The sequence below is a fragment of the Undibacterium sp. MH2W genome, from assembly GCF_049340215.1.
Lineage (GTDB): Bacteria > Pseudomonadota > Gammaproteobacteria > Burkholderiales > Burkholderiaceae_D > Undibacterium.
On the sequence record NZ_JBMPPA010000005.1, the window covers coordinates 1 to 22,694 of the forward strand.

Annotated in this window: 22 protein-coding genes and 1 tRNA gene; 9 read left to right on the forward strand and 14 right to left on the reverse strand. The window is 45.6% G+C overall.

Annotation, left to right across the window (positions count from 1 at the left end):
* Positions 1 to 418 precede the first annotated feature (418 nt).
* Positions 419 to 1,195: an enoyl-CoA hydratase gene (locus ACO0K2_RS12930; RefSeq protein ID WP_423019421.1), complete on the reverse strand. Its 777-nt coding sequence runs from the start codon at positions 1,193 to 1,195 to the stop codon at positions 419 to 421.
* Positions 1,196 to 1,489: 294 nt separating this feature from the next.
* Positions 1,490 to 1,864: a Co2+/Mg2+ efflux protein ApaG gene (gene apaG / locus ACO0K2_RS12935; RefSeq protein WP_423019423.1), complete on the reverse strand. Its 375-nt coding sequence runs from the start codon at positions 1,862 to 1,864 to the stop codon at positions 1,490 to 1,492.
* Between the two features lie 299 nt (positions 1,865 to 2,163).
* Here apaG and rpe point away from each other — a divergent pair, with 299 nt between their 5' ends.
* The 6 genes from rpe (at position 2,164) to trpC (ending at position 7,819) form a co-directional block, all read left to right on the forward strand.
* Complete coding sequence (gene rpe, locus ACO0K2_RS12940) at positions 2,164 to 2,829, forward strand: ribulose-phosphate 3-epimerase (protein WP_423019425.1); 666 nt, start codon at positions 2,164 to 2,166, stop codon at positions 2,827 to 2,829.
* A 106-nt stretch (positions 2,830 to 2,935) separates the two neighbouring features.
* Positions 2,936 to 3,622 carry a phosphoglycolate phosphatase gene (locus tag ACO0K2_RS12945; protein ID WP_423019427.1) on the forward strand — a complete coding sequence of 229 codons (687 nt, stop codon included), beginning with the start codon at positions 2,936 to 2,938 and terminating at the stop codon, positions 3,620 to 3,622.
* Positions 3,623 to 3,919: 297 nt separating this feature from the next.
* Entirely contained in the window at positions 3,920 to 5,416 is a 1,497-nt protein-coding gene (trpE, locus tag ACO0K2_RS12950) for an anthranilate synthase component I (RefSeq protein WP_423019429.1), read from the forward strand.
* Entirely contained in the window at positions 5,417 to 5,989 is a 573-nt protein-coding gene (locus tag ACO0K2_RS12955; protein WP_423019431.1) for an aminodeoxychorismate/anthranilate synthase component II, read from the forward strand.
* On the forward strand, positions 5,986 to 7,017 hold the full coding sequence (gene trpD / locus ACO0K2_RS12960) for an anthranilate phosphoribosyltransferase (protein WP_423019433.1): 1,032 nt from the start codon (positions 5,986 to 5,988) through the stop codon (positions 7,015 to 7,017). Before ACO0K2_RS12955 ends, trpD begins: the two co-directional genes overlap by 4 nt.
* A gap of 1 nt (position 7,018) precedes the next feature.
* A complete protein-coding gene (gene trpC / locus ACO0K2_RS12965) occupies positions 7,019 to 7,819 on the forward strand; it encodes an indole-3-glycerol phosphate synthase TrpC (RefSeq protein ID WP_423019435.1) in 801 nt (266 codons plus the stop codon).
* A gap of 124 nt (positions 7,820 to 7,943) precedes the next feature.
* Here the strand turns inward: trpC and ACO0K2_RS12970 are convergent, their stop codons facing one another.
* From ACO0K2_RS12970 to ACO0K2_RS12990, 5 genes are all read right to left on the reverse strand, one after another.
* Positions 7,944 to 9,824: a M61 family metallopeptidase gene (locus ACO0K2_RS12970; protein ID WP_423019437.1), complete on the reverse strand. Its 1,881-nt coding sequence runs from the start codon at positions 9,822 to 9,824 to the stop codon at positions 7,944 to 7,946.
* 38 nt (positions 9,825 to 9,862) lie between these two features.
* On the reverse strand, positions 9,863 to 10,315 hold the full coding sequence (locus ACO0K2_RS12975; RefSeq protein WP_423019439.1) for a DUF3429 domain-containing protein: 453 nt from the start codon (positions 10,313 to 10,315) through the stop codon (positions 9,863 to 9,865).
* A gap of 121 nt (positions 10,316 to 10,436) precedes the next feature.
* A complete protein-coding gene (locus ACO0K2_RS12980; RefSeq protein ID WP_423019441.1) occupies positions 10,437 to 11,081 on the reverse strand; it encodes a nucleotidyltransferase family protein in 645 nt (214 codons plus the stop codon).
* 41 nt (positions 11,082 to 11,122) lie between these two features.
* Positions 11,123 to 11,866 (reverse strand): DsbC family protein, encoded by a 744-nt coding sequence (locus tag ACO0K2_RS12985; RefSeq protein ID WP_423019443.1) that lies wholly within the window; start codon positions 11,864 to 11,866, stop codon positions 11,123 to 11,125.
* A gap of 46 nt (positions 11,867 to 11,912) precedes the next feature.
* Positions 11,913 to 13,109, reverse strand: a complete 1,197-nt coding sequence (locus ACO0K2_RS12990; RefSeq protein ID WP_423019445.1) for a UbiH/UbiF family hydroxylase — start codon at positions 13,107 to 13,109, stop codon at positions 11,913 to 11,915.
* A gap of 153 nt (positions 13,110 to 13,262) precedes the next feature.
* On the opposite strand from ACO0K2_RS12990, the gene ACO0K2_RS12995 reads away from it, so the two are divergent.
* Positions 13,263 to 13,338 (forward strand) — tRNA-Phe (locus ACO0K2_RS12995).
* A 160-nt stretch (positions 13,339 to 13,498) separates the two neighbouring features.
* On the opposite strand, the gene ACO0K2_RS13000 is transcribed toward ACO0K2_RS12995, so the two are convergent.
* From ACO0K2_RS13000 to ACO0K2_RS13015, 4 genes are all read right to left on the reverse strand, one after another.
* A complete protein-coding gene (locus ACO0K2_RS13000; RefSeq protein WP_423019447.1) occupies positions 13,499 to 14,005 on the reverse strand; it encodes an antirestriction protein ArdA in 507 nt (168 codons plus the stop codon).
* A gap of 562 nt (positions 14,006 to 14,567) precedes the next feature.
* Positions 14,568 to 15,632 (reverse strand): hypothetical protein, encoded by a 1,065-nt coding sequence (locus ACO0K2_RS13005; RefSeq protein ID WP_423019449.1) that lies wholly within the window; start codon positions 15,630 to 15,632, stop codon positions 14,568 to 14,570.
* Positions 15,633 to 15,868: 236 nt separating this feature from the next.
* Complete coding sequence (locus ACO0K2_RS13010; protein ID WP_423019451.1) at positions 15,869 to 16,783, reverse strand: hypothetical protein; 915 nt, start codon at positions 16,781 to 16,783, stop codon at positions 15,869 to 15,871.
* Positions 16,784 to 16,838: 55 nt separating this feature from the next.
* Positions 16,839 to 17,243: a helix-turn-helix domain-containing protein gene (locus tag ACO0K2_RS13015; RefSeq protein ID WP_423019453.1), complete on the reverse strand. Its 405-nt coding sequence runs from the start codon at positions 17,241 to 17,243 to the stop codon at positions 16,839 to 16,841.
* 245 nt (positions 17,244 to 17,488) lie between these two features.
* Here ACO0K2_RS13015 and ACO0K2_RS13020 point away from each other — a divergent pair, with 245 nt between their 5' ends.
* Positions 17,489 to 18,547 (forward strand): hypothetical protein, encoded by a 1,059-nt coding sequence (locus ACO0K2_RS13020; protein ID WP_423019455.1) that lies wholly within the window; start codon positions 17,489 to 17,491, stop codon positions 18,545 to 18,547.
* Positions 18,548 to 18,630: 83 nt separating this feature from the next.
* Positions 18,631 to 19,029, forward strand: coding sequence for a hypothetical protein (locus tag ACO0K2_RS13025; RefSeq protein ID WP_423019457.1), 399 nt, complete (start codon positions 18,631 to 18,633; stop codon positions 19,027 to 19,029).
* A 399-nt stretch (positions 19,030 to 19,428) separates the two neighbouring features.
* Here the strand turns inward: ACO0K2_RS13025 and ACO0K2_RS13030 are convergent, their stop codons facing one another.
* Genes ACO0K2_RS13030 through ACO0K2_RS13040 form a run of 3 tightly spaced genes read right to left on the reverse strand, consistent with a single transcriptional unit; the run spans position 19,429 to position 22,626 of the window.
* Positions 19,429 to 20,682 carry an HNH endonuclease gene (locus tag ACO0K2_RS13030; protein WP_423019459.1) on the reverse strand — a complete coding sequence of 418 codons (1,254 nt, stop codon included), beginning with the start codon at positions 20,680 to 20,682 and terminating at the stop codon, positions 19,429 to 19,431.
* Entirely contained in the window at positions 20,645 to 21,619 is a 975-nt protein-coding gene (locus tag ACO0K2_RS13035; RefSeq protein ID WP_423019461.1) for a DNA cytosine methyltransferase, read from the reverse strand. Before ACO0K2_RS13035 ends, ACO0K2_RS13030 begins: the two co-directional genes overlap by 38 nt.
* Entirely contained in the window at positions 21,610 to 22,626 is a 1,017-nt protein-coding gene (locus ACO0K2_RS13040) for a DNA cytosine methyltransferase (RefSeq protein ID WP_423019463.1), read from the reverse strand. Before ACO0K2_RS13040 ends, ACO0K2_RS13035 begins: the two co-directional genes overlap by 10 nt.
* Between the last annotated feature and the right edge of the window lie 68 nt (positions 22,627 to 22,694).

Sequence of the window (22,694 nt, forward strand, 5' to 3'; positions counted from 1 at the left end):
TCTTGTGAAGCATTTGATATTTTTTAAGCATACCGATCTGTTAAAAACACATCGGCGCGCTTTCATCAAGTGCTCACATTTATTGACTGTTAATTGTTAAAGAACCGAATGGTTTAAATTCTTTTCCGCTCAAATCAAGGCACTTATTGACCTGATTTAGCAACGAAGCGTTGTGTTCGTTTGCAGCAGAGAAGCGAGATTATGCAGCACTTTATTTACCCTGTCAACTCCCTGACTGCTTTTGCTGTTTGTTTTGATGCATCTTATGCAGATGTTGTCGCTTTCGCGTCAACTTCATCAAATCAAACCGCCGGAGTTGCTGGCTGCTGCTTTCTTCTAACTTCCCGTTTTAGCGGGAGGCGAACTATAGCAAAGTCCGCCCCGTTTAGGCAAGGAAATTTAAAAATAATTTAGACCGTTATTTATTTTTAAATTCTGCTGGACGTTTTTCAAGGAAGGCTTTCATCCCTTCTTTTTGATCTTCGGTACCAAAGCTTGCTTGGAACATGCGGCGCTCAAAATGAACACCCTCAGATAAAGTGGTCTCGTAAGCACGATTCACCGACTCTTTCACCATCATGATTGCTGGAAGCGACATGGACGCAATGGTATTTGCCGCTGACAGTGTTTCTTCCATTAATTTTTCAAGCGGTACCACACGAGAAACCAAACCAGCACGCTCCGCCTCCACCGCATCCATCATGCGTGCAGTTAGACACATGTCCATTGCTTTCGCCTTAGAGATAGCACGTGGAAGACGCTGCGTTCCGCCCGCACCAGGCAAAGTACCAAGTTTAATTTCTGGCTGACCGAATTTAGCGTTATCTGCCGCGATAATAAAGTCACACATCATCGCCAGTTCACAGCCACCACCCAGTGCATAACCAGACACTGCTGCAATCACTGGCTTACGAATCTGGCGAATTGTTTCCCAGTTACGTGTGATGTAGTCTTCTTTATAGGTATCCATGAAAGTGTAATTCGCCATGGCTGCGATATCTGCACCAGCCGCGAATGCTTTTTCACTTCCAGTGATGACGATGCATTGGATACCCTCATCCTTATCAAACCCTTTTAACGCGTGACCTAATTCAGTCATGAGTTGATCGTTCAATGCGTTTAATGCTTTTGGGCGATTTAAGGTAATTAAACCCACTTTTTCTTTGGTCTCTACGATAATGCATTCGAATTCCATAAGTTCTCCTATATAGTTTGTCTGGTACGGCTGGTTGATCGTTGCTACATCATGTGAAATTAAACGGGATACCTGTCACTTTTCTTACAACCTGATTTCAAGATCTTTCTATGTCTGCGATGCTCATCCTCGTACTGGAGGCACTTTTTGCGCTTTCATTACTTATCTTTATCGTCTGGTGGACCATGTTTTCCGGCAGAAAACCAGAGCAATCCAATTCACCAAAGAGAAAATCCAAGACAAAAAAGCCGACCCATAAGGCGGATTAATGCTGCAGATGAGGCATTTAGTCGCTTAATGCAATGTGCGGGGCAGAGATAATACAAATTCGGGAATCGGCACTTCAAAACGATGTCCGTCTTCTGCCACGCAGAAATACTCCCCTTTCATACTCCCCTGCGGGGTTTTAAGCGCGCTGCCACTGGTATATTCAAAAGTCTGTCCGGGTGGCAAGAAAGGCTGGTGTCCCACAACGCCAAGACCGTTGACTTCTTCCGTTTTATTGGTTGCGTCCGTAATGATCCAGTGACGTGAAATCACCTGCGCAGCAATCGTGCCGGTATTTTTGATTGTGATTGTATAAGCAAACACATAATTACCGAGTTCTGGCTCCGACTGCTCTGGAATGTACTTAGTCACAACGCTTACCGTCATTTCATATGTTGCCATGATTACCCCTATTGCATCAGCATCATCATCGATGACGTGAAAGCAAAGTATTAAGTTATGAGATAGTAGATTACTGTTAAGTTGTTCGTTTCAGCGACATAGCGACCTAATATAGCTACATCACTATTATTCAATTTGAGCGCGCGTCGTTTTCTTGTGAAAAAGATAAAATCCATCCTAACACAGCCGCGATAACGCCCAACAACTTGCGGCAAAATGCCATTGTGCCAGATGAATGCCAAGACGGCACGGTGAGCCCAAGGTAAAATACGGCTTCTCTTATCCGCAAGACCTTGACCATGACTACTTACCGCATTGCTCCTAGCATTCTGTCCGCCGATTTTGCCCGTTTGGGTGAAGAAGTACGCAACGTCGTTGCAGCGGGGGCTGACATGATTCACTTTGACGTGATGGATAACCATTACGTCCCCAATCTGACGATCGGTCCCTTAGTATGTGAAGCGATTCGCCCACATGTGCAAGTTCCCATCGATGTTCATCTAATGGTGAAGCCCGTTGACCGCATCATTCCTGATTTTGCAAAGGCCGGTGCGAATATCATTAGTTTCCATCCAGAAGGATCTGAACACATTGATCGTAGCCTGCAATTAATTCGTGACCACGGCTGCAAAGCGGGTCTGGTATTGAATCCAGCGACATCATTACACTATCTCGAGCATGTCATGGATAAACTGGATTTGATTTTGTTAATGTCCGTCAATCCTGGATTTGGTGGTCAATCGTTTATTCCCCACACACTGACAAAAATTGCCGCCGTACGCAAACTGATCGATGCATCTGGACGCGATATCATGCTGCAAGTGGATGGTGGTGTAAAAATCGACAATATCGCTGAGATTGCGGCTGCCGGTGCGGACACCTTTGTTGCCGGCTCTGCGATTTTTGGGAAGCCTGATTACAAAGCCATCATTGATGCGATGCGCTCTGAATTGAGCAAAATCTGATTCACACCTCTGACAGCACAAACGTATCCCGCGATACGACTCAACATCGTCTTATTGGCGGGATCGTTCATGCATTCTCTTCAGTGCTCCTATTTATATTGACTTCATGACCTTGACTGACATCCGCGCGGTAATCATCGATCTAGATGGCACGATGCTTGATACTGCGCCTGATTTTTTGCTGGCCATCAATCGGATGCGAAACGATTTTTCACTCGCGCCGCTCACATTAGACGCCATTAAAAAAATGGTCGGTAAAGGCTCAGAGCATCTCATCAACCAAGTATTAGCTGTCGATTTTGACGCCGATCAGTGCCAAGCCCATTTTTCTGCGGCGATGGCATCGTATCAACGGCACTATCTCGATATTAACGGCACTGAATCGCATCTTTACCCAGAGGTCATTGAAGGTCTCCAGTCCATGCAGTCGAAAGGCTTGCGACTCGCCTGCGTCACGAATAAGCCGATCGCGTTTGCGCTGCCACTCATGGAAAAGAAAGGTCTTGCACCCTTTTTTGAGCTGACCTTTGGTGGCGATTCGTTCGCCCGCAAAAAGCCGGATCCTATGCCCTTGTTGGAAACCTGCAAACAATTTCAGCTCTCTCCATCACAGGTAGTGGCCATTGGCGACTCGAGTAATGATGCCCAAGCAGCGAGAGCAGCGGGCTGCCCGGTCTTGGTCGTTCCGTATGGATACAACCACGGTGAAGCTATACAAAATATTGAAAGTGATGGTATAGTCGAAACCTTGTTGGTAGCGGCACAATTGCTTCCAACAAAACATTGGTCTTAAAAACACCGCAAACACTGTTAATTCATCTCATTCCACTCACGAATGTTTCTCGATAACAAACGTCCGACAATGACACCAGGCGCCTTTGAGGCCTGGCTATGGCGACGCTGGCAATTCTCCTAATCTCAGAATGCCGCGAGTGGCTGTGCACATCCTAAGCACATCTCCTTGCTTGTTTTATCAATCTAGTTTATCCGTCCCTATTCCTGATACGCGCTTCATCGCCCGTATTCTTGATCAGCAGCATACAACGCATCGCGTGTATCTGGAGCTAAGGCTGGCGGCTGAAAGAAAACCATGACCGAACTCGAATTCAAATCGCTGGCCGCGCAAGGCTACAACCGTATTCCGATGATTGCGGAAGCATTCGCAGATCTGGAAACACCGCTGACCCTGTATTTAAAACTCGCGCAATCGCAACACGCTGGGAAAAATACTTTCTTGCTGGAATCCGTCATGGGAGGCGAACGTTTTGGACGCTACTCATTCATTGGCTTGCCTGCACATACATTAGTGAGAGCGACAGGAGACTTGATTGAAGTCGTGACCGACGGCAAAGTTGTCGAGTCACATCAACAAAATCCGCTCGACTTTATCGCGGAATTTCAAAGCCGCTTTCGCGTCGCACTGCGACCTGGCCTGCCACGTTTTTGCGGTGGCTTGGCAGGCTATTTTGGTTACGATGCGGTGCGTTATGTTGAAAAACGTTTGGCAGGCAAAGCACCAAAGGATGATCTCGGCTTGCCAGAAATTCAGCTGTTGCTGACGGAAGAATTAGCTGTCATCGATAATGTGTCTGGTAAGTTATACCTGATCGTCTATGCAGACCCGACCAAACCAGAAGCATGGTCTCAAGCCCGTCAACGTTTGCGAGACTTACGTGCCATGTTACGCCGCAGTGTCGATGCGCCAGTAACATCCGCATCAGTTCGCACCGAATCCATTCGCGACTTCGCCAAAGAGGATTACCTCAAGGCAGTCGAAAAAGCAAAAGAATACATCATGGCTGGCGACCTGATGCAGGTACAAGTCGGTCAGCGTATTAAAAAACCCTACGTGGATTCACCACTGTCGCTGTACCGTGCGCTGCGCTCCTTAAATCCTTCGCCTTATATGTATTTCTATAATTTTGGCGACATGCAAATTATTGGCGCATCACCAGAAATCTTGGTCCGCAACGAATCCCTCAATGATGGCAGCAAAAAAGTGACGATCCGCCCTCTGGCAGGCACACGTCCTCGCGGCGCGACACCAGAGCGTGACGCAGAATTAGCGAAAGAGTTATTAGCCGACCCGAAAGAAATCGCTGAGCATGTCATGTTGATCGACCTTGCCCGCAACGACATCGGTCGTATTGCCACCACAGGCAGCGTCAAAGTGACCGATCAAATGGTCATTGAAAAATATTCTCATGTGCAACACATCGTATCGAATGTAGAAGGCATGTTGCAGCCCCACCTGACGAACCTGGATGTCTTCAAAGCGACCTTCCCAGCAGGTACCTTATCCGGCGCGCCTAAAGTGCGTGCCATGGAACTGATCGATGAACTGGAGCCCGTGAAACGCGGTATTTACGGTGGAGCGTGTGGCTATTTGTCGTTTGGTGGTGAAATGGATTTAGCGATTGCCATCCGTACTGGTGTGCTCAAAGATGGCATGCTTTACGTTCAAGCAGCTGCCGGTGTGGTTGCGGATTCGGTCCCCGAAATGGAATGGCAAGAAACCGAAAATAAAGCCCGTGCCGTATTGCGTGCCGCGGAACAAGTACAAGATGGCTTGGATGGAGAAATTTAAATGCTATTAATGATCGACAACTATGATTCCTTTACTTACAACCTCGTGCAATATTTTGCCGAGTTAGGTGAGGATGTCCGTACATTCCGTAATGATGAAATCACGCTCGACGACATCGCCGCATTGCGTCCTGACCGTATCTGCATTTCCCCCGGCCCCTGCACGCCACATGAAGCGGGTATTTCCATTCCTGTCATCGAACGTTTTGCAGGGCAGATTCCTATTTTAGGCGTGTGCCTTGGTCACCAAAGTATTGGCGCGGCGTTTGGCGGCAAGATCATTCGTGCAAAACAAGTCATGCACGGCAAAACATCAGCGATTGCACATACCGGTGTTGGTGTTTTTAAAGACTTGCCAAGCCCTTACACCATCATTCGCTACCACTCGCTGGCGATTGAACGTGCCAGCTTGCCTGATTGCCTCGAAGTGACTGCGTGGACAGATGACGGCGAAATCATGGGCGTGCGCCATAAGGAATTTGATTTACAAGGCGTACAGTTCCACCCTGAATCCATTTTGTCCGAACACGGCCATGCGTTGTTGAAAAACTTTTTGACTGGAACTGCATCATGACTATCTCGCAACAAGAAGCGTTAACCCGACTGATTGAACACCGTGAAATTTTTCATGATGAAATGCTGTATCTGTTCCGTCAGTTGATGGGGGGTGAATTATCGCCAGTGATGATCACCGCCTTGACGATGGGGCTACGGGTAAAGAAAGAAAGTATCGGCGAAATTACTGCCGCCGCCCAAGTGATGCGAGAATTTTCGACCAAAGTGCCGCTCGCCAATACGCAACACATGATTGATATTGTCGGCACAGGTGGTGACGGTGCCAATACTTTCAATATTTCAACAGCCTCGATGTTTGTGGTCGCAGCGGCAGGTGCCCGTGTTGCAAAGCATGGTGGACGCAGTGTGTCATCTTCCTCAGGAAGTGCTGATGTGCTGGAATCGCTGGGTGTGAATATTCATCTTAAGCCAGAACAAATCGCCCAATCGATCGCACAAACCGGCATTGGCTTTATGTTTGCGCCGAATCACCATGCAGCAATGAAACACGCAGCGCCAGTACGTAAAGAATTGGGCGTCAGAACCATTTTCAACATCTTGGGACCCCTCACCAATCCAGCAGGAGCGCCTAATATTTTGATGGGTGTATTTCATCCGGATTTAGTGGGTATTCAAGTTCGCGTGCTGCAACGATTGGGCGCGCAACATGCACTCGTTGTTTGGGGTCGAGATAACATGGATGAAGTCTCGCTTGGTGCACCGACCATGGTCGGCGAACTGGTGAATGGTGAAATCCGTGAATACGACATTCATCCAGAAGACTTTGGCTTACAGATGGTATCGAACCGCAATTTGCGTGTAGAAGGTGCTGTCGAGTCGCGAGAAAAAATCCTAGAAGTCATGAACAATGTTGACGGTCCTGCACGCGATATCGTTGCGCTTAACGCAGGAACAGCTATCTACGGCGCGGGTGTAGCATCGTCGATTGCCGATGGTGTCAAAAAAGCCCAAGAGACGCTGGCGTCGGGTGCGGCACTGGCTAAGCTTCAACAGTTCATCAACGTTACTCAGCAACTCGGAAAATAAAATGTCAGACATCCTCAATAAAATCCTCGACGTCAAAAAGGATGAAGTCGCAGCGGCAAAAAAATTCCAATCGCTCATCAGCCTGCGAGATGAAGTTGAATCTCATCATGAAGCCCGAGCACAGATACGCGGATTTGAAACTGCATTGAGAACAATGGTCAATGCAGGTCAGGCGGCGGTCATCGCTGAAGTCAAAAAAGCATCGCCTTCTAAAGGAATTTTGCGCGCCAACTTTCAGCCGGCAGAGATCGCACAAAGTTATGCAGACCATGGTGCAGCATGTTTGTCTGTGCTAACCGACGTCAACTTCTTTCAAGGCGCACCAGAATATCTGCAACAAGCGCGGGCGGCCTGTCGCATCCCTGCTTTACGCAAAGATTTCATGATCGATCACTACCAAATCTATCAAGCCAGACAATGGGGTGCTGATGCGGTGTTGCTGATCGTTGCAGCGTTAGATCACGGATTGATGGCGGAGTTGGAATCATGCGCACATGAGTTGGGCATGAGCGTTTTAGTAGAAGTGCATAACGGCGAAGAGCTTGATGCGGCACTGAAATTAAAAACACCGCTGTTAGGCATCAATAACCGCAATCTGCGCACCTTTGAAGTGAGCTTAGACACGACGATCGGTCTGTTACCTCGTATTCCAAACGATAAATTGGTCATCACAGAATCGGGAATTCTCAACACCGACGACGTCAAACGCATGCGCGATGCTAACGTGCATAGCTTCTTGGTCGGCGAAGCATTTATGCGTGCGGAGCATCCCGGCGCTGAGTTGCAGAAATTATTCTTTTGAGAAGCGTGATCATGGTTCGCTGAACCAGTGCGGACATGGAAGGACGCTCTTTCCATGTCGTAAAAAAAAACCGTTTGCGCGATGACACGCAAACGGTTTTTTATTAAGGTATTGAAGCTGAACGTTATGATGCTGAACGTTTCGCCTTTTTCACATAAGTAGGACGTGCTGTCGCTAATGCTGCATCTTGCTCAACGACAAGCTTTAACTGATTCGTTGGCACATCATCCGCTTGCAATTTCGCTTTGACGACGAAGAGTTCGTCGCGACGGAATGCATGAATTTCGACGACTTCGCCTACACGATAACGACCAAGTGCCGTAGTCAGACCGTCTGCGGCATCTGCTGCTGTAACGCGCAGACCATTGATTGCCACAATCACATCCTGTGCGGACAAACCAGCCACATGTGCAGCGCGCCCTTCATAGGCACTGGCAATTTTGCAGTCATTACCATCACGTGCCGCTTTGATTCCTAAGCTTGCCTTCTTGGTTGCACTGCCTGTATCAAGGTGGACACCAAAATCGGCATAGAGTTTTGCGAGTGGCACATCTTCTGTTCCACGCACATGCTTATCAACAAAGCGGCGAACGTTGACGCCCGTGACTTGTTCGACCAGCGCCTCGAACTCATTCTCAGGCAAGCCTTGTTGTGTCCCAGTCAGGGTGCGGCTATAAAAATCACGACCGTATTTTTGCCATAACGCACGCATGACATCATCCAACGATTTCTTACCTTCCGTTTCGGCACGAATCGTCAAATCCAGTCCTAATGCCACCAACGAACCTTTGGTGTAATAACTGACGATGGCATTGGGGGAATTTTCATCCTGGCGATAATATTTGGTCCAAGCATCAAAGCTCGATTCAGCAACGCTTTGTTTTAAGCGACCACTACCACGTGTCACCATATTGATGGTCTTGGAGACCAATTTTAGGTAGGCAGTCTCATCAATCGTACCAGCACGAACGAGCATCAGATCATCGTAATAGCTCGTAAAGCCCTCAAACAACCAAAGCAAACTGGTGTAGTTTTCCTGACGCAAATCGTAGCTGGCAAAGGCAGCAGGTTTGATGCGCTTGACGTTCCACGTATGGAAGTATTCATGACTGCATAAACCCAAGAAACCTTTGTAGCCTTCGCTCATTTCTGGCTGGTGTTTGACCGGAATATCGTTGCGGTTGCAGATCAACGCAGTAGAAGCGCGATGCTCTAAACCACCGTAACCTTCACCAACCACCATGGTCATAAATACATAGCGATCCATCGGTGCTTTTTTGGTGCGTGGTTCAAAGAATGCAATTTGTGATTCACAGATTTTTTGAACATCCGCCACCATCCGCGCCATGTCCATATTCGGCACTTTGCCTGTGACGACAAAATCATGCGGTATTCCATGCGCCTCAAAGGTAGCTAATGCAAAATCACCCATCTCGACGGGATGATCAATCAGCTCATCATAATTGGCGGCGATGTAAGTACCGAAACCATAACGTTTGGCTTTGAGTTCAGGCAATGAGGTCGCAACACGCCACGTTGCGCACGAGGCGTCAGCAGCGCGTTGAATGTCCACAATATGCGGTGCTGACTCCTGACCGTGCACACTCAAAAAGACACTGGTGCCATTAAAAAAGCCATGCGATTGATCAAGGTGTGCTGCACGTACTGATAAATCCCACGCATAGACTTCATAAGAGATCGTGAGTGCTCCCTGACACGGTGCAGCTTGCCATGTGTGCTTATCACGTTTTTTAAGAACAACTTTTTTACCGCCGGACGTCGCTTTGATTTGGATGATGTTGCGCGCAAATTCACGCACCATGTAGCTACCCGGTATCCAAGCAGGAAGGCTAACGACTTGCCCTTCTGCATCTGGTTCGGCGATGTCTAATGTGACTTCAAAGAGGTGTGCGGCCAGATCTTTGGGGATAATCGTGTAGTGAACTGCACCTGCTGTGCCAACAGGCATGGTCGATTGTCTCTTGGTTTGCGTCGCTTTTGCCATGCTCAACGATCTTTCTGATAGTAATGATGTGTAATGAATTAAGTGCGCACATTCGCAGCGATGAACGTGAATATCTGGGCGGTGACAACAACCCGCGTCAATTGCAATCGCAAATCAATGAACCAGGTAGGGACGGAATAGCTTTCATAGAGTTTTTTATCGATCTTGTAGGCAGCAATAAATCCCACCACTTGCACCAAAAAGCCGATCAACAAATTAAACAAAGAACACCAAGCAATAATCGTTGGGATAACACCCCAGATTAAGGCTTTACGGGTTTCTTCCACGTCCTCACCTCTTGCCATAATCGTAATTCCCCAATGTACGCCTCCGAGGAAGGACAAAATCGCGATACCGTAGGCAAGTTGGGCCCGGATGAAGTTATTGAGTAAGTCCGATGGCACCAACCAACAAGCCGCGGTCAACAAAATAAAAGGGATCAGACCGGCAAAGCCGAGGCGGATGGCAAGTTTTTGATTCAGAATATTCATAAATTCCCGCTAAAAACGTGTGCAAAACTGATTTCGTTCGAATTGACGAAAACCACTATTCTAAGAGGAAAACACCGAGTTAGATATATCTGATCGCAACAGAACCCAAAAACCCGCTAAATCATTTCAAAATTGGCGTGTTTTTTGCAGGAAGATTCTGCAGATAGCCCTGTAAATCACTCAGTTGATCGACATCCTGCAAAATACCCGGATCATCGACGACAATCTCCTGAACAGGGTAAGTCTGCAGCAAACGGCGCGCGCCTTGATCACCTGTCAGCGCCAGCAATTCAGCGGCATGGCGGCGCGAGAAGCCAACAGGATGTCCGCGCCGGCCTTGATAGACCGGGACCACGATGTCAGCCCCGTCTTCCAAGCCTTGCAATACCTGTCGAATGGTCGATGGCCGGACAAACGGCATATCCGCTAAGGCAACCACCCACCCTGAACTATCAGGACGTTGTCGCAAGGCGGCCGTGAGCGACGCCGCCATGCCCTCATCGGCGTTATCACAAATCAGTGGGGAAAACTGCGCAGCATGGGTTGCTGCAAACGTGTGCAAAACAGACTGCAACCGCACATTGTCTTTCCGTACCACGACCAGCACATCGTCAAAGACGCTCGCCAAGTTCACGGCGCTTTGTGCCACCAAGCTCAGGCCGTTGGGAAGCGTTTGCAATAATTTGTCCTCGGTTCCCGATGGATCAAACCGTCTCCCCCGCCCGGCAGCCAATAAAATACCAGTCCAGTGCGGGCGAGTCGTCATGCAAATGCCTTCAAAAAAGACCGTCAGTGGTTGGTGTGTATTTAGTTAACTTTCGGGGCACCAATGCTGGCAAACCGCTCTTCGAGGGCTTTCGCATCCATAACGCCTGGATAACGGGTCCCATCGGTAAAGAAAATCGCTGGTGTGCCGCGAACGTTCAGTTTTTGTCCTAATGCCAAGATTTTTTCATTGGGGTTCACACAGTTTGCAGCGGCTACCGGCGCAGCTTTGCCATTGATCATCCAGTCATCCCACGCCTTATTGCGATCCGCCGAGCACCAAATGTTTTTGGATTTCACCGCAGAATCATCCGCCAAAATGTTGTACATGAAGGTGTAGACCGTGATGTTGTTCATCCCTGCCAGTGTTTTACGGAAGCGCTTGCAATACCCGCAATTAGGATCTTCAAACACGGCAATCACGCGCTTACCATCGCCCTTCACCATTTTTAACGCCTGATCAAATGGTAAATCTGCAAACTTGATTTTATTGAATTCATCAATACGGGCCTTGGTGTAGTTCATGCCCGTTTTAGCATCGACCACATTACCAACAAACAAAAATTGTGCTTTGTCGTCTGTGTAAATCACATCGCCACCAATCCGTACCTCAAACAAGCCAGAGTAAGGTGTTTTGACGACGGAATCCACTTTCACGCCTTCGCCGAGCTTCGGTTCAACTAATTTTTTAACCGCGGCTTCTTGTGGTGTCTCTGCACATACTGCGCCTGAGACCAAGAGGCCGGCGATCATTGTCAAACTAGCGACGCATTGCGTTAATTTCATACCTATTCCTTCTGTGGCGTACGCCATCGGTTGCAGCGATGCAAAATTATCGACTACCCATCGCGTGCGAGATTAATTTGTTCTTTATGACTGGCAATCGGTTCAGTAAGTTCAATCCGACATTACGCGCCAACCGTAATGGTGCCAGAGTTGAGCCAAACAAGTGCGCGAGACCATCGGTGGTGATTTGCATGAGCAACACTTCCTCTTTACGGGCGCGACGATAACGCTCAAGTACACGTGCATCACCACAATCACGGTGGTCTTCGCGGTTTTTGACTAAGTCCAACAAACTCGCGACATCGCCAAAGCCCAGATTCATGCCATGTCCCGCCAAGGGATGCACTACATGCGCCGCATCGCCGACTAAGGCCACGCGTGGCGCAATCATACTGTGTGGTCGCATCAACGTTAATGGGAAGGCTTTGATTTCTTCCGGCAACACAGGTGTGAGATGACCTAATTTATCTAAGCAAAACACTTCAAGACGCGCAATCAATGCAGAAAGCGGTTCGCGCAATAATGTCGCCGCTAAGGCATCAGGTGCGGACCAAACTAAAGACACGCGGTTACCTGGCAATGGTAATAAAGCAATAATGCCCTGCTCTTCAACAAACCATTGATGTGCCACGCCATGATGCGGTTTTTCGCATTCGAAATTCGTGACAACGCCCTGCTGACCATAAGAACGATAATCAAGACCGATATCGCACTGACCTCGTACCCATGACTGCGAACCGTCCGCACCAACCACCAGACTAGCGTGGATCGAAGAGCCATCCTCTAAGGTCAGCTCGGCGTGATCTTCATGCCACTGCAAACTTTTCGCCTGCCCTGCCACCAAGTCCAGATGCTGCGCAAACTTCATCGCGCTATCTAAGGCATGGTTTAAATTGCGATCTTCCACAATCCACGCCAACTCATCGCTGCGCGCACCGTAGGCATCAAAACCAATTTGCCCGTCACTCGCCTCATTGCCACCTTTGACCTGCATCTCCATCACCGGAGCAACCCGCGTCAAATCCAACGCATCCCAGACCTTCAATGACGATAAAAGTTGGTGAGCAACATGGTTCAGCGCAAACACCCGCACATCCCAGTTCGCCGACACCGGCGTCGGCGCCTTGCTGCGACATAACACCGTCACCCGCAACCCCGCCTGTGCAAACCCCAAAGCCGCCGCCTTACCGACCGCGCCATTCCCAACCACACAAATATCACAATGATGAACCTGAGCCGTCATAATCAGACCTTCCCCATAGACAATCCCACCATTATACGGCACACCGCACAGACACCTGATGAGCCACATCAAAGCGTGCCCCAAGGCAATAAACACCTTTTTTCGCCTCAGGGCTTGCAATTGGGCGAACACATCTCTATAATGCGTGGTCTTGGCCTGGTAGCTCAGTCGGTAGAGCAGAGGATTGAAAATCCTTGTGTCGGTGGTTCGATTCCGCCCCGGGCCACCAAGAACATGAAGGGTTAGAGCCGTAGTAGGCACTAACCCTTTTTTGTTTCTTGGTGTCTAGGCTACGTATAGGCTACGCCGTAGCCTATCAATATTTTCAATCAAAACACGTTCTTTCTGTAGGCATGTCCAACCTGCCCACCCTGTCCACGTTATTTTGATTAAATGCTTGAAGCATTGGTACATGTCCAAGTTGTGCCTTCAAAATCAAACTCGTATAAGTCGCCATTTAGTTCACAATCTAGTGCGAACTTTTTATAATCAATATAATTACGAACGGATTCTGGCACGTCGTTTAAATAGAATTCATCAAACAGGTTTTCCGCCACATCTTTTAACGTGCCTTCGGACAAATTCACGTCTTCCAACTTATCCAAAGCATTTTCCAAGTTATAGCTTGAAACACTGCACAAGTAATATAAAACTGTTTTTTCATGCTCGGCTAAATCGGCAATAGATTCAAACCATAGGTTTAAATTGGCTTGATTGATACCACACGCTGAAAACAACTCGCAGTCGTCACCATCTATGAATTGAATTTCAAACTCCTCTACAGAGTTGCCAAAGGCGTCCAACAGGTTTTCTGATTTTTCGGTGTATGACTCCAATGTCTCAAAGTAAAAACCAACTGCGTCCAAGCTATAAGGCTGTGCGAAAAATGTGCTCATGGTGTTCTCTGCTTTCGTATCGTTTTTAGGCTGGTTGAGCCGAATTTAAATTGAAGACTTGCTCTGTTTTTGCAGACTTCACAACTCGTTTATCTGCATCATTTTTGAGTCGTTTCGCCTGCCACCGATAGGCCCGGACGAACAAGAAGCAATGCAAGCAATTTGTCAAAATCGCAGTCGCAACGAAGAGAGAACCGATTGCAGAAAATCCCGAAGGGCATGTGCTGGTATTGATTCGCGTCTGGGCAAATCTTGGCGTATTGGCGAGACGGGGAAAAGGTGTTGCAGATAGATTGACGGGCAAAAACAGAGTTGCCGTGGAATTGGCTTGAGGTGCTGCTGTAGTAGATTTTATTGCAGAGCTTTAAGAATTGGCTTGGACTGCGTGGACGAGCTGGACACTGATATTCAAGTTGTTAGAATTTCTTGCCCAAGGTGTCCGGGCTGTCCATGTGGATTTGCAACTTCCGTGGCTATTTTTACGCTTGCGCACCCTGCGCACTCGCCCCCTGATTGCTAAAGTCCCAGAAGGTAAAGCGTTCAGACCCAACCATGGCCACCTTCAATTGCCAAAGGTAAGTTTCTTAATTTGTTCAAGCTCAGGTAGCTCCTTCAAATCTAGTCCAATGAATTGCTCCTTCCGCTCTAATAGGTTATCAATGTCATCGATGATCCGAATGACCGTTTGCATGGAAGAAAATCTATTATCGTCAAATTTGTCTCGCCGTTGACTTCCGTAGTTTCTACATATCAATTGATTAATGTCGCCCCTGCTATAGGCCAATAATTTGTCAAGAATTTCTTTGTCTATGGGGTAAAATTCTTTAAATTCATTCGTGCTGTAACACATATCATAGATGTCGCCCTCTCGCTCTAAACCATTAATGAGTTTGGATAGGATCTCTACCATTTCTGATCTAATTTGCTGAAGACTTACCTCATACCGTGGGTAAATCTTAGAGTCGTAGCACAAGGAAAGTATGTTGATATTATTGATGACGTTTATGAATGAGTACGTAAAGAAGTAAGCATTGCTCGCACCAAAATTTTGAAACTTGGTCCTGGTAATTGTCGGGGCGTACTTATTGTTTTTATTTTCTGCCAAATATGTCGAGTATGTCTCCCCCTCATATTTACCCTTTTCGTAGAATACGATTGTCGACCCTAGATAGCCACGAATGTAGCTCTGGATGCTTCCTGCAAGTTGCGTAGCAGCAGCAATGCCTGCACTAAAAGCTTTTTTCTCATCTGTTAGTGTGCTTTTCTCGATCAGGCTTCTGAAATGTTCTTCAAACTCCGCTATCAACGCAATTATGGTATTGGTTTGGTTATCTAGAACGCTGTCAATTTTCAAATCAAATGACGCATATGAAGTACGAAGTTCCGCCAATTCATTTTGTAAACGGGTCGATACTGTAGAGACGGATGTGATTGCTAAACTTTGAAAACTTACGAAAATGCTCGGAGAGAAGAAGTGATCATCATCGATGTCCAATGATTCCAAGTTGCATATGATCCGACCTTTTTTATCTCTAACTACATTGCCATTTCGCGTGTATTCCTCGGCATCAATTTTCTCTTGAATTTCTGGTGGTATGTTTACTTGTATGTTTTGCGTTGTATTCATGACGGTGCATTGCTCTTCAATTGGCTGGGTCTGTGTTCATCGTAATTAAAACAATTCATCTTAGCGGCTCAGGACTACAAAGATTGTATTTCATTTCGTAAGTTCAAGATGGCTCTTAATACGTAAGTTTGAACGTCTGCAAAGGGGCATTTTGGCATGCGACATGGTCGACTGTTTTCCTAAGCAAATCCAGGCGTCAAACTTTGGTTTTCATTTTCACTCTAAATAATGAAAGATCATTTCGCCCATCCAATCTCACGCAATAAAAATCCTAATGCATGCACCGCAAATACCGCGTCATTATCATCCACGACCCTTAGTGACATTTTATGTCGCTCATTGTCTTTACCTCGCGGGTGAAGTTTATTAATAATCTCTAAAGCAGACCGTAGTGCGAGCTTTTGATTGTCACCGAAGTGATCCTTAATTGACTTAATCCAAGCACCGAGATCTTGTTCAATTGGTGTTTCTAAGTCCTTTTCGCCTTGCATCCATCGCGAGACAAAAACAACCGCAGCATTTCTACACTGATCAACAACCGAGGTTGGCAATTCTCGGTATGCAGCATTTAAAGCTCTGTCATAGGCAGATTGTATGCTTCCAAAACTTAATGGATTAATCCGACTAGTGTCTAGATCAGGGAGAACTCCGAGTGCTGATTCTGAACGCAGAGTAAGCAATATATCTGATTCAATTGTGCGCTCTACTTGAACTATTTTCCATACTGAGGCTGCATCACCCTGCCCCAACATCATTCGCAATCCTTCACCACATCTATGTCTATGAAGAAGTTCAGTGCATTCAATATAAACAGTCAAATCCTTTGAAACACGCCATGAGTTATTTGCAGCTTTAATCAGATCCGAATGGGAAGCAGGATGTGCCTCAACTAGGACAGATTCTCTACTCACATTTCCGAAATTCTGATATAACTTACCACGCCGAATCCTCGCACTAAAATCAAAAGAAGTCTCAACGAATATCCAACCAAATGGATTACTGAAAAAATTTTGCGGAACTTTTTGAACGTCACTTGGAATTTCGATCAATGTCGCGTTACATACAGGCGGAGTTGGCCAGACGGGATGTGTAGGGCCCTCACGACCTTCGTATACCAAACCAGTATTTATATCTATCCCCAGGCGAGACATTTTTTTCCTTCGGTAAAGTTAAGCGGCAAATAGGCATTGATCACAAATTAAATTACTACAAAATATCGCCAAGAAATTTCTCCACGACTTTTCTATCCTTGGCATTCAGCTTCCCCATAGCCATTGCAACCTTACCGAATAAATCCAGCAAGATAGTTTGCTGACTCTGGCTCAAATCCTCCATGCGATTCATTAGTGCCAATGCCTGGTCACTCACATCAGGTGTGCTGATTTTGAGTAAGTCGCTAATCTCACAATCCAGTAACTTAGCTATCTGAGCCAAGCGTGCCAATGTCGGAGCTATATGACCTGTTTCTATCCTGCTGACGGTTTCTTTTTCTATTTCCATTTGCTCGGCTAGTTGTGCCTGAGTCAATCCCTTGGCTTTCCTGCGAATAGCAATAATCCCACCGACTTCACGAGCCAATTGCTTTTCTGAACTCAATTCTTTCTGTTGCATGACACACCCCGTCATATTAGATCTTGAAGTGTGATCTTTTTACGTCAACCTTGGAATGACTCAATGCGTTAATGTAAAATGACATATTAAATCATTATTAGTTGATTTTATAGGTCTATTCCTAATTGGTGGAATTTCTGAAGTGATTACAGAAAGAAGTACCTAATCAAAAGCAGCACGTAGCAATACCTAAGCACTTCCGTTCTTGGAAGTTTCGTTTTTCATCTCTATAAAAGGCAAGCAACATGAAATTTCATATCGTGGTCGCAAGTTTATTTGTATTAGCCCTTTCAGCTTGTGGCGGAAATGGGAGCAATACTGCAAGCACAAATTCTGGCAATAGTTCGGGTGGTAATAGTAACGGCACTGCGACAACTACCTGCACCATTGCCAATACCCATCCACTGATAGCTTTAGCCCTGACTGGTGGAGCCGGTACAGCGCAATTTTCCAATGGTGGCACGACATTAGCGTATTCGGGTAACTTATCTGGCACATTGAATCTGGTTCAGGATGCGAATGCCCCAGCACCATTGAATAAAGCTTGTATGGATAGCACAGGGAATTCCAGCACTAGCATGCGCACGGTCATGCAAAGCAATGGGGCGTTAGGTTTATCGCATACGGTGGTCAATGGTGCTGATCAGCCTGTCTTCCTGATGGATACCACAGCATTAGCTTCTAATACCAACCTTGGAGCTTTGCAAGGCACTTATACTGTGCTTCGCTATCAGCATGACACTGGAAGCACTCCTGCTCAGACCCGCATGTCCTATGCGACCATCACGATTGATAACCTCGGCAATTGGAGTATGTGCAAAAACACTTCTACCTGTTCCACTGCAACAGCGACTGGTACTTTCGCAGCACATTCTGGTAGTAGTTATGCTTTTGACCTATCTTCTGGCGGACTAGTACGTGCAACAGCATTTATGGTTGGTGCTGGAGCCAATAGCACACTGGTAGTGACAGAAAATGATACAGGTGGTGGCGGGATTGTGACGGGTATGTGGTTAGGCGTGCCCCAAGCCGCGTGGAATCCCCTGGCTGGAAGTTATGTGCTCAACACGACCGATGGCATTCAGAATCCACTAACAGCATCTCAGCAAAACCTAATTGTAAAAAGCCAAAACATCCCATTGACCGCCAATACTCCGATCACTGGTATTGCTACAGCTTCGGTGTCGGACGGTACGGTCAATTACCTTATTTCTTCTCCAGCAGGTCTGTTAGTGACTGGCAATAATTCAGGCAACAACTTTGCCAACGGACCAGCTTACTTCTCCTTCGGCGTCATGCCTTAAATAGTCAGTCTAACCGATAGTCTCGCATAGATTCATCACCTCTATGCGGCTACAAATTCGCAAATAATGAAAGGGATAAAACCATGCGTGAAGTAACCGGTGTTCTAAGCATGTTGGGCAGTGGCACATCAAGTGTCAATCAAATCGGCAAATCATTTACTCACTACGACACAATAGAAATTGGTGATCAGATTTTGCAAAAACTGAGAACCGCACGAAGTCTGAATGATTTCATTGAGCGGGGTCTCGGAAAAGAAGTTACTTTGTATTTAGTCGGCAGTAGGATTATTGGCGTTAAACTACAAGATGGTAAATTGTATTACTGGAGACGTAGTAAAGCTGTCGTTGTCATTTGCATCGTGACGACACCTTTATGGGGAATAGGACTGATTTACGCATTGCTACTCAGGGATGATTTGCGCCATATCTTAGGTGCTCAGCCAAAACTGGCAGCTTTGGGTGGCATTCCTTTGAAGAGCTGATCAATAAACAGGGCGTAAAAGCCTGCATCTTAATGTTTCTTCAAAAAGAGTAGAACCGTGAAAGCTAATGCCCGTAACACTCTTAACTCGAAGCCCTTATTGGCATTGGTTCTTAGCTGAGTAGAACCAAAAAGGCCTTATCAATCAAGAGTTTTCAGCGAAAAAACAGGTTCTGCTCGAATCATGGAAGTTGGGTACATGTAAAAAGCGCAGCAGCCATTCTGCTCTTCTTCTTTATATCAATTAATTAGAGTAGAACCGCAGAACCTTGGCTGAAACCATTGCTGGATATGCCCTTGATGGTTCTAGCCTGATGTTTTTCGCCGCAGAACTGAGCAGAACCAATGGAAAATTTTAATCACTAAGTCGGGCAACATCTACATGTTATTTGCCAATTTATCACGTATATTTCAACCTCCAATCCAAGTTAGCTGGATTTACATATGGGGGAATCATGATTTTGGTGGGCAACGAAGCATAACATTCATCACCAATAACATGTGGGGCTAACTTAATATCTCCTTCTGGGTGTATTCTAAGTAACCCATTGTCAAATAATATGTGGATGTCTGAACGAAGACATAGGCCATTACTCTTGTCATCATTTCCCATTTTTGCGGCAGGAATTATATGAGCAGCTTGAAGTACGGTTTCGACACTAACTCCTGTCACAGCACATTTTTTTGAGGCAGCAGCTAAAACATTCCGCCTAAAAACTTGCTGCCCTGGTCTTTCAATAAACTCTCTCGTAACACGTCGTCTATCCATTAAACTCGGGACATCGGAATCGCGAATCACACCGATTGCATCATCAATTCTATCTAACTCAAGGTTTGGCATCGATGCTAAATCAGCTATATCTTGTAGAGAGATATCTCGAAGAGCAAATCTTTTTTCAAATATAGCAACTACTGAGTTGTAAACAGAAATTTCTTCCAAATATCCATATGAGCAAAGAAACAACAGAAACTCCTTTGCCATTCGTTTGTCGTTTGCAGCAGGAGTACATTTTGGCCATCCAGAAATATCTAAAATACCTTGCCTATAAGCTATCAAGGCAGAACAATAAGCGATTAGTTTAGTATTGACTCCAGCAAGCGGAATGACGATGAGGATAAGTTCATCTGCTGTAATGTATGCAGTTTCCGCACCTGAAATTTCAAATAACTTTGCAACAATATCTAATACAAGTTCAAGTGGTTTTATTTGCAAGCCACTTGCAACCCAAGCAGACACATTATCTTCTATGTAGGTATTTGGCAAAGTAAGTGTTTTAATAACTGTGGCAGAAAACTCTGCTGGAGTAATTTCTCCACGGCACAATTTTATTCCAAACGGTGATAGTCTAATGGGTGATGTATTTTCCAATACGCCTAGTGCTTTCCAATATTGTTGCGAATTTCGCATTAAATTGCGGTCGGCACTTCTTGCTAACTGAACAGTTGAATGAGTCTCATCTTGAACCGTTTGAAGACTTATTTTGAGGCTTGGAGACGACGCAGATTGACCTTGATGTTTAAATAACGCGCGAAGAACCCCAATGTAAACTGCCGGATCGTTTAAGCCCTCAGTCGGCGTCAATGTAGCCCAACGCCATTTATATCCATCAAACGGTTTAATCGGTTTTTGTGGTACCTCTAGATTTACGACCATTCGCTGCTCCAGTTGATTTTGGAAACTGATTTCCTATAATTTCGGCAAGTTTAGGAGATACTGCGTTTCCGATCAAGCGATATGCAGACGATTGGTTACAATGAAATACGAAGTCAAGCGGGAAACTTTGAACAATAGCTAATTCTCGCACAGACATTCTTCTGTGATTTCTCGGATGATGAAGTACGACAACGCCACCTTTCGTATCACCTCTAGCCGTTACGGTTGGAGATGGTAAATCAGGATTTATGTGCCTATTCCCCAAGTATCCATTAAATTTCAGCTTAAATTTTGAGTATGTGTGATTACTTAGGTTATGGTCACTTTCAGGTTCAGGAATATTTTCCAAAGCCTTTCCGACACTAACCCACGGTAGTAGCCCTAAAGCATCTGCTTTTTCAAGGGGGGCATGTGTTGGGTTTGGAAATTCTATTTTATCATTTACATCATTGCGAACACCAATGATGAATAATCGTTCACGCTTCTGAGGAACACCGAAATCGGCTGCATTTAAGACCTTATAACTAACCCTATATCCAGCTTCAGTAAAGTCTTTTAAAATCATTTTTAAAATCTCACCTTTGCCTAAACTCATTAATCCTTTAACATTTTCAGCTAAGAAAAATTTTGGCTGTTTATATGTAATAACCTTAAGCAACTGAAGATATAACTGATTCCTAGAATCGGCAACATGACGATTCATATTCGCCACAGAGAAACCTTGACATGGAAAACCACCAATAACAATGTCACACTCAGGGATATCTACAACTGAAATATTTGAAATATCGTCATGCACAACATGCGCACCAATATTTTTACGGTAGGTTTCTACGGAATCTTTATCAAAGTCATTTGACCAAATAATTTCATGACCTGCCTTTTTAAATCCAAGATCAAGCCCACCTGCACCACAAAACAACGACACTACGCGCATACTTTTTCTTTCCTTAATTTTTTCTTTGTTTTTTGCAGGTCACTTTCAACTTTCTTGCAATCTTGAAAAATAATTGGCTCAAGCAGTCTTAACTGCAAACCTAAGCATTTAGCAAATAAAACTGGAACTGCATTTCCAACTTGCCTGTAGCAAGAATTCATTGCCCCAGTGAACTCGAAGTTCAAAGGAAAAGTCTGCACAGAAGCACTCTCCCTAACTGACATTCTCCTTAAATTTTCTGGGTGTTGAATCGCACAAACTCCTCCCTTACCATTGCCTCGAGCTAAAATGGTCGGCGAAGGTTTTGTTGGGTCTGTAGTTCTATGGCCTGTAAAATTTCTGTTAGTAACCTTATACTTCGAATAAATTTGATTTGGATATGCGTCAGGAAAAACATCTGGGTCTGGAATGTCACCAAGAGCTTCTCCGATACTAACCCATGGTTTTAGTTGCGATTCATCTACTTTTTTCGTATGAGTTTCTTTTGGGAATTGATATTCCAATTCTGGGGGAAGATCGTTCCTAGTTCCAGCAATAATGACCCTAATACGAGTCTGAGGAACACCAAAATCGGCGACGTTAAATACTTTCACCTTTACGTTGTACCCAGCTTTTTCAAAATCCTTAACGATCTTCTCAATAACTTTTCCGCCACCTAAACTCAAGATGCCACGAACATTTTCTGCTAAAAAATACTTAGGCTTTTTATTTTCAATTACTTGCTTAAAATATTTATACAGTATGTTTCGCTCGTCAGTGACCTCCCGTTTTTGATTGGCCAAAGAAAAACCTTGACATGGGAATCCACCAATTACGACATCAGCGTCCGGAATTGAATTAATTTCTATTTTTTCAATATCCCCACAGACAATATGGTCTCCAATATTTTTCCGATATGTATCTACTGCATCAGCATCATGATCATTAGCCCATATAACCTCATGTCCTGCCATTATCATTCCTAAATCCAGTCCGCCCGCCCCAGAAAAGAGTGAAATTATATTCATAACTAGTACCTCAAAAATTTTAAGCCATTTTACTTGGTTTAGTCAGAATCGAGTTCAAAAAGCTGTGA

Bases quoted from the DNA above. Each gene is read 5' to 3' on its own strand.
- ACO0K2_RS13025 (WP_423019457.1), top strand. From the start codon at position 18,631: ATGCGTGAAGTAACCGGTGTTCTAAGCATGTTGGGCAGTGGCACATCA.
- trpC (WP_423019435.1), top strand. From the start codon at position 7,019: ATGTCAGACATCCTCAATAAAATCCTCGACGTCAAAAAGGATGAAGTC.
- ACO0K2_RS12980 (WP_423019441.1), bottom strand. From the start codon at position 11,081: ATGACGACTCGCCCGCACTGGACTGGTATTTTATTGGCTGCCGGGCGG.
- ACO0K2_RS12945 (WP_423019427.1), top strand. From the start codon at position 2,936: ATGACCTTGACTGACATCCGCGCGGTAATCATCGATCTAGATGGCACG.
- trpE (WP_423019429.1), top strand. From the start codon at position 3,920: ATGACCGAACTCGAATTCAAATCGCTGGCCGCGCAAGGCTACAACCGT.
- ACO0K2_RS13015 (WP_423019453.1), bottom strand. From the start codon at position 17,243: ATGCAACAGAAAGAATTGAGTTCAGAAAAGCAATTGGCTCGTGAAGTC.
- ACO0K2_RS12970 (WP_423019437.1), bottom strand. From the start codon at position 9,824: ATGGCAAAAGCGACGCAAACCAAGAGACAATCGACCATGCCTGTTGGC.
- ACO0K2_RS13035 (WP_423019461.1), bottom strand. From the start codon at position 21,619: ATGCGCGTAGTGTCGTTGTTTTGTGGTGCAGGTGGGCTTGATCTTGGA.
- rpe (WP_423019425.1), top strand. From the start codon at position 2,164: ATGACTACTTACCGCATTGCTCCTAGCATTCTGTCCGCCGATTTTGCC.
- ACO0K2_RS13005 (WP_423019449.1), bottom strand. From the start codon at position 15,632: ATGAATACAACGCAAAACATACAAGTAAACATACCACCAGAAATTCAA.
- ACO0K2_RS12985 (WP_423019443.1), bottom strand. From the start codon at position 11,866: ATGAAATTAACGCAATGCGTCGCTAGTTTGACAATGATCGCCGGCCTC.
- ACO0K2_RS13040 (WP_423019463.1), bottom strand. From the start codon at position 22,626: ATGAATATAATTTCACTCTTTTCTGGGGCGGGCGGACTGGATTTAGGA.
- ACO0K2_RS12975 (WP_423019439.1), bottom strand. From the start codon at position 10,315: ATGAATATTCTGAATCAAAAACTTGCCATCCGCCTCGGCTTTGCCGGT.
- ACO0K2_RS13020 (WP_423019455.1), top strand. From the start codon at position 17,489: ATGAAATTTCATATCGTGGTCGCAAGTTTATTTGTATTAGCCCTTTCA.
- trpD (WP_423019433.1), top strand. From the start codon at position 5,986: ATGACTATCTCGCAACAAGAAGCGTTAACCCGACTGATTGAACACCGT.
- ACO0K2_RS13000 (WP_423019447.1), bottom strand. From the start codon at position 14,005: ATGAGCACATTTTTCGCACAGCCTTATAGCTTGGACGCAGTTGGTTTT.
- apaG (WP_423019423.1), bottom strand. From the start codon at position 1,864: ATGGCAACATATGAAATGACGGTAAGCGTTGTGACTAAGTACATTCCA.
- ACO0K2_RS12990 (WP_423019445.1), bottom strand. From the start codon at position 13,109: ATGACGGCTCAGGTTCATCATTGTGATATTTGTGTGGTTGGGAATGGC.
- ACO0K2_RS13030 (WP_423019459.1), bottom strand. From the start codon at position 20,682: ATGGTCGTAAATCTAGAGGTACCACAAAAACCGATTAAACCGTTTGAT.
- ACO0K2_RS12955 (WP_423019431.1), top strand. From the start codon at position 5,417: ATGCTATTAATGATCGACAACTATGATTCCTTTACTTACAACCTCGTG.
- ACO0K2_RS12930 (WP_423019421.1), bottom strand. From the start codon at position 1,195: ATGGAATTCGAATGCATTATCGTAGAGACCAAAGAAAAAGTGGGTTTA.
- ACO0K2_RS13010 (WP_423019451.1), bottom strand. From the start codon at position 16,783: ATGTCTCGCCTGGGGATAGATATAAATACTGGTTTGGTATACGAAGGT.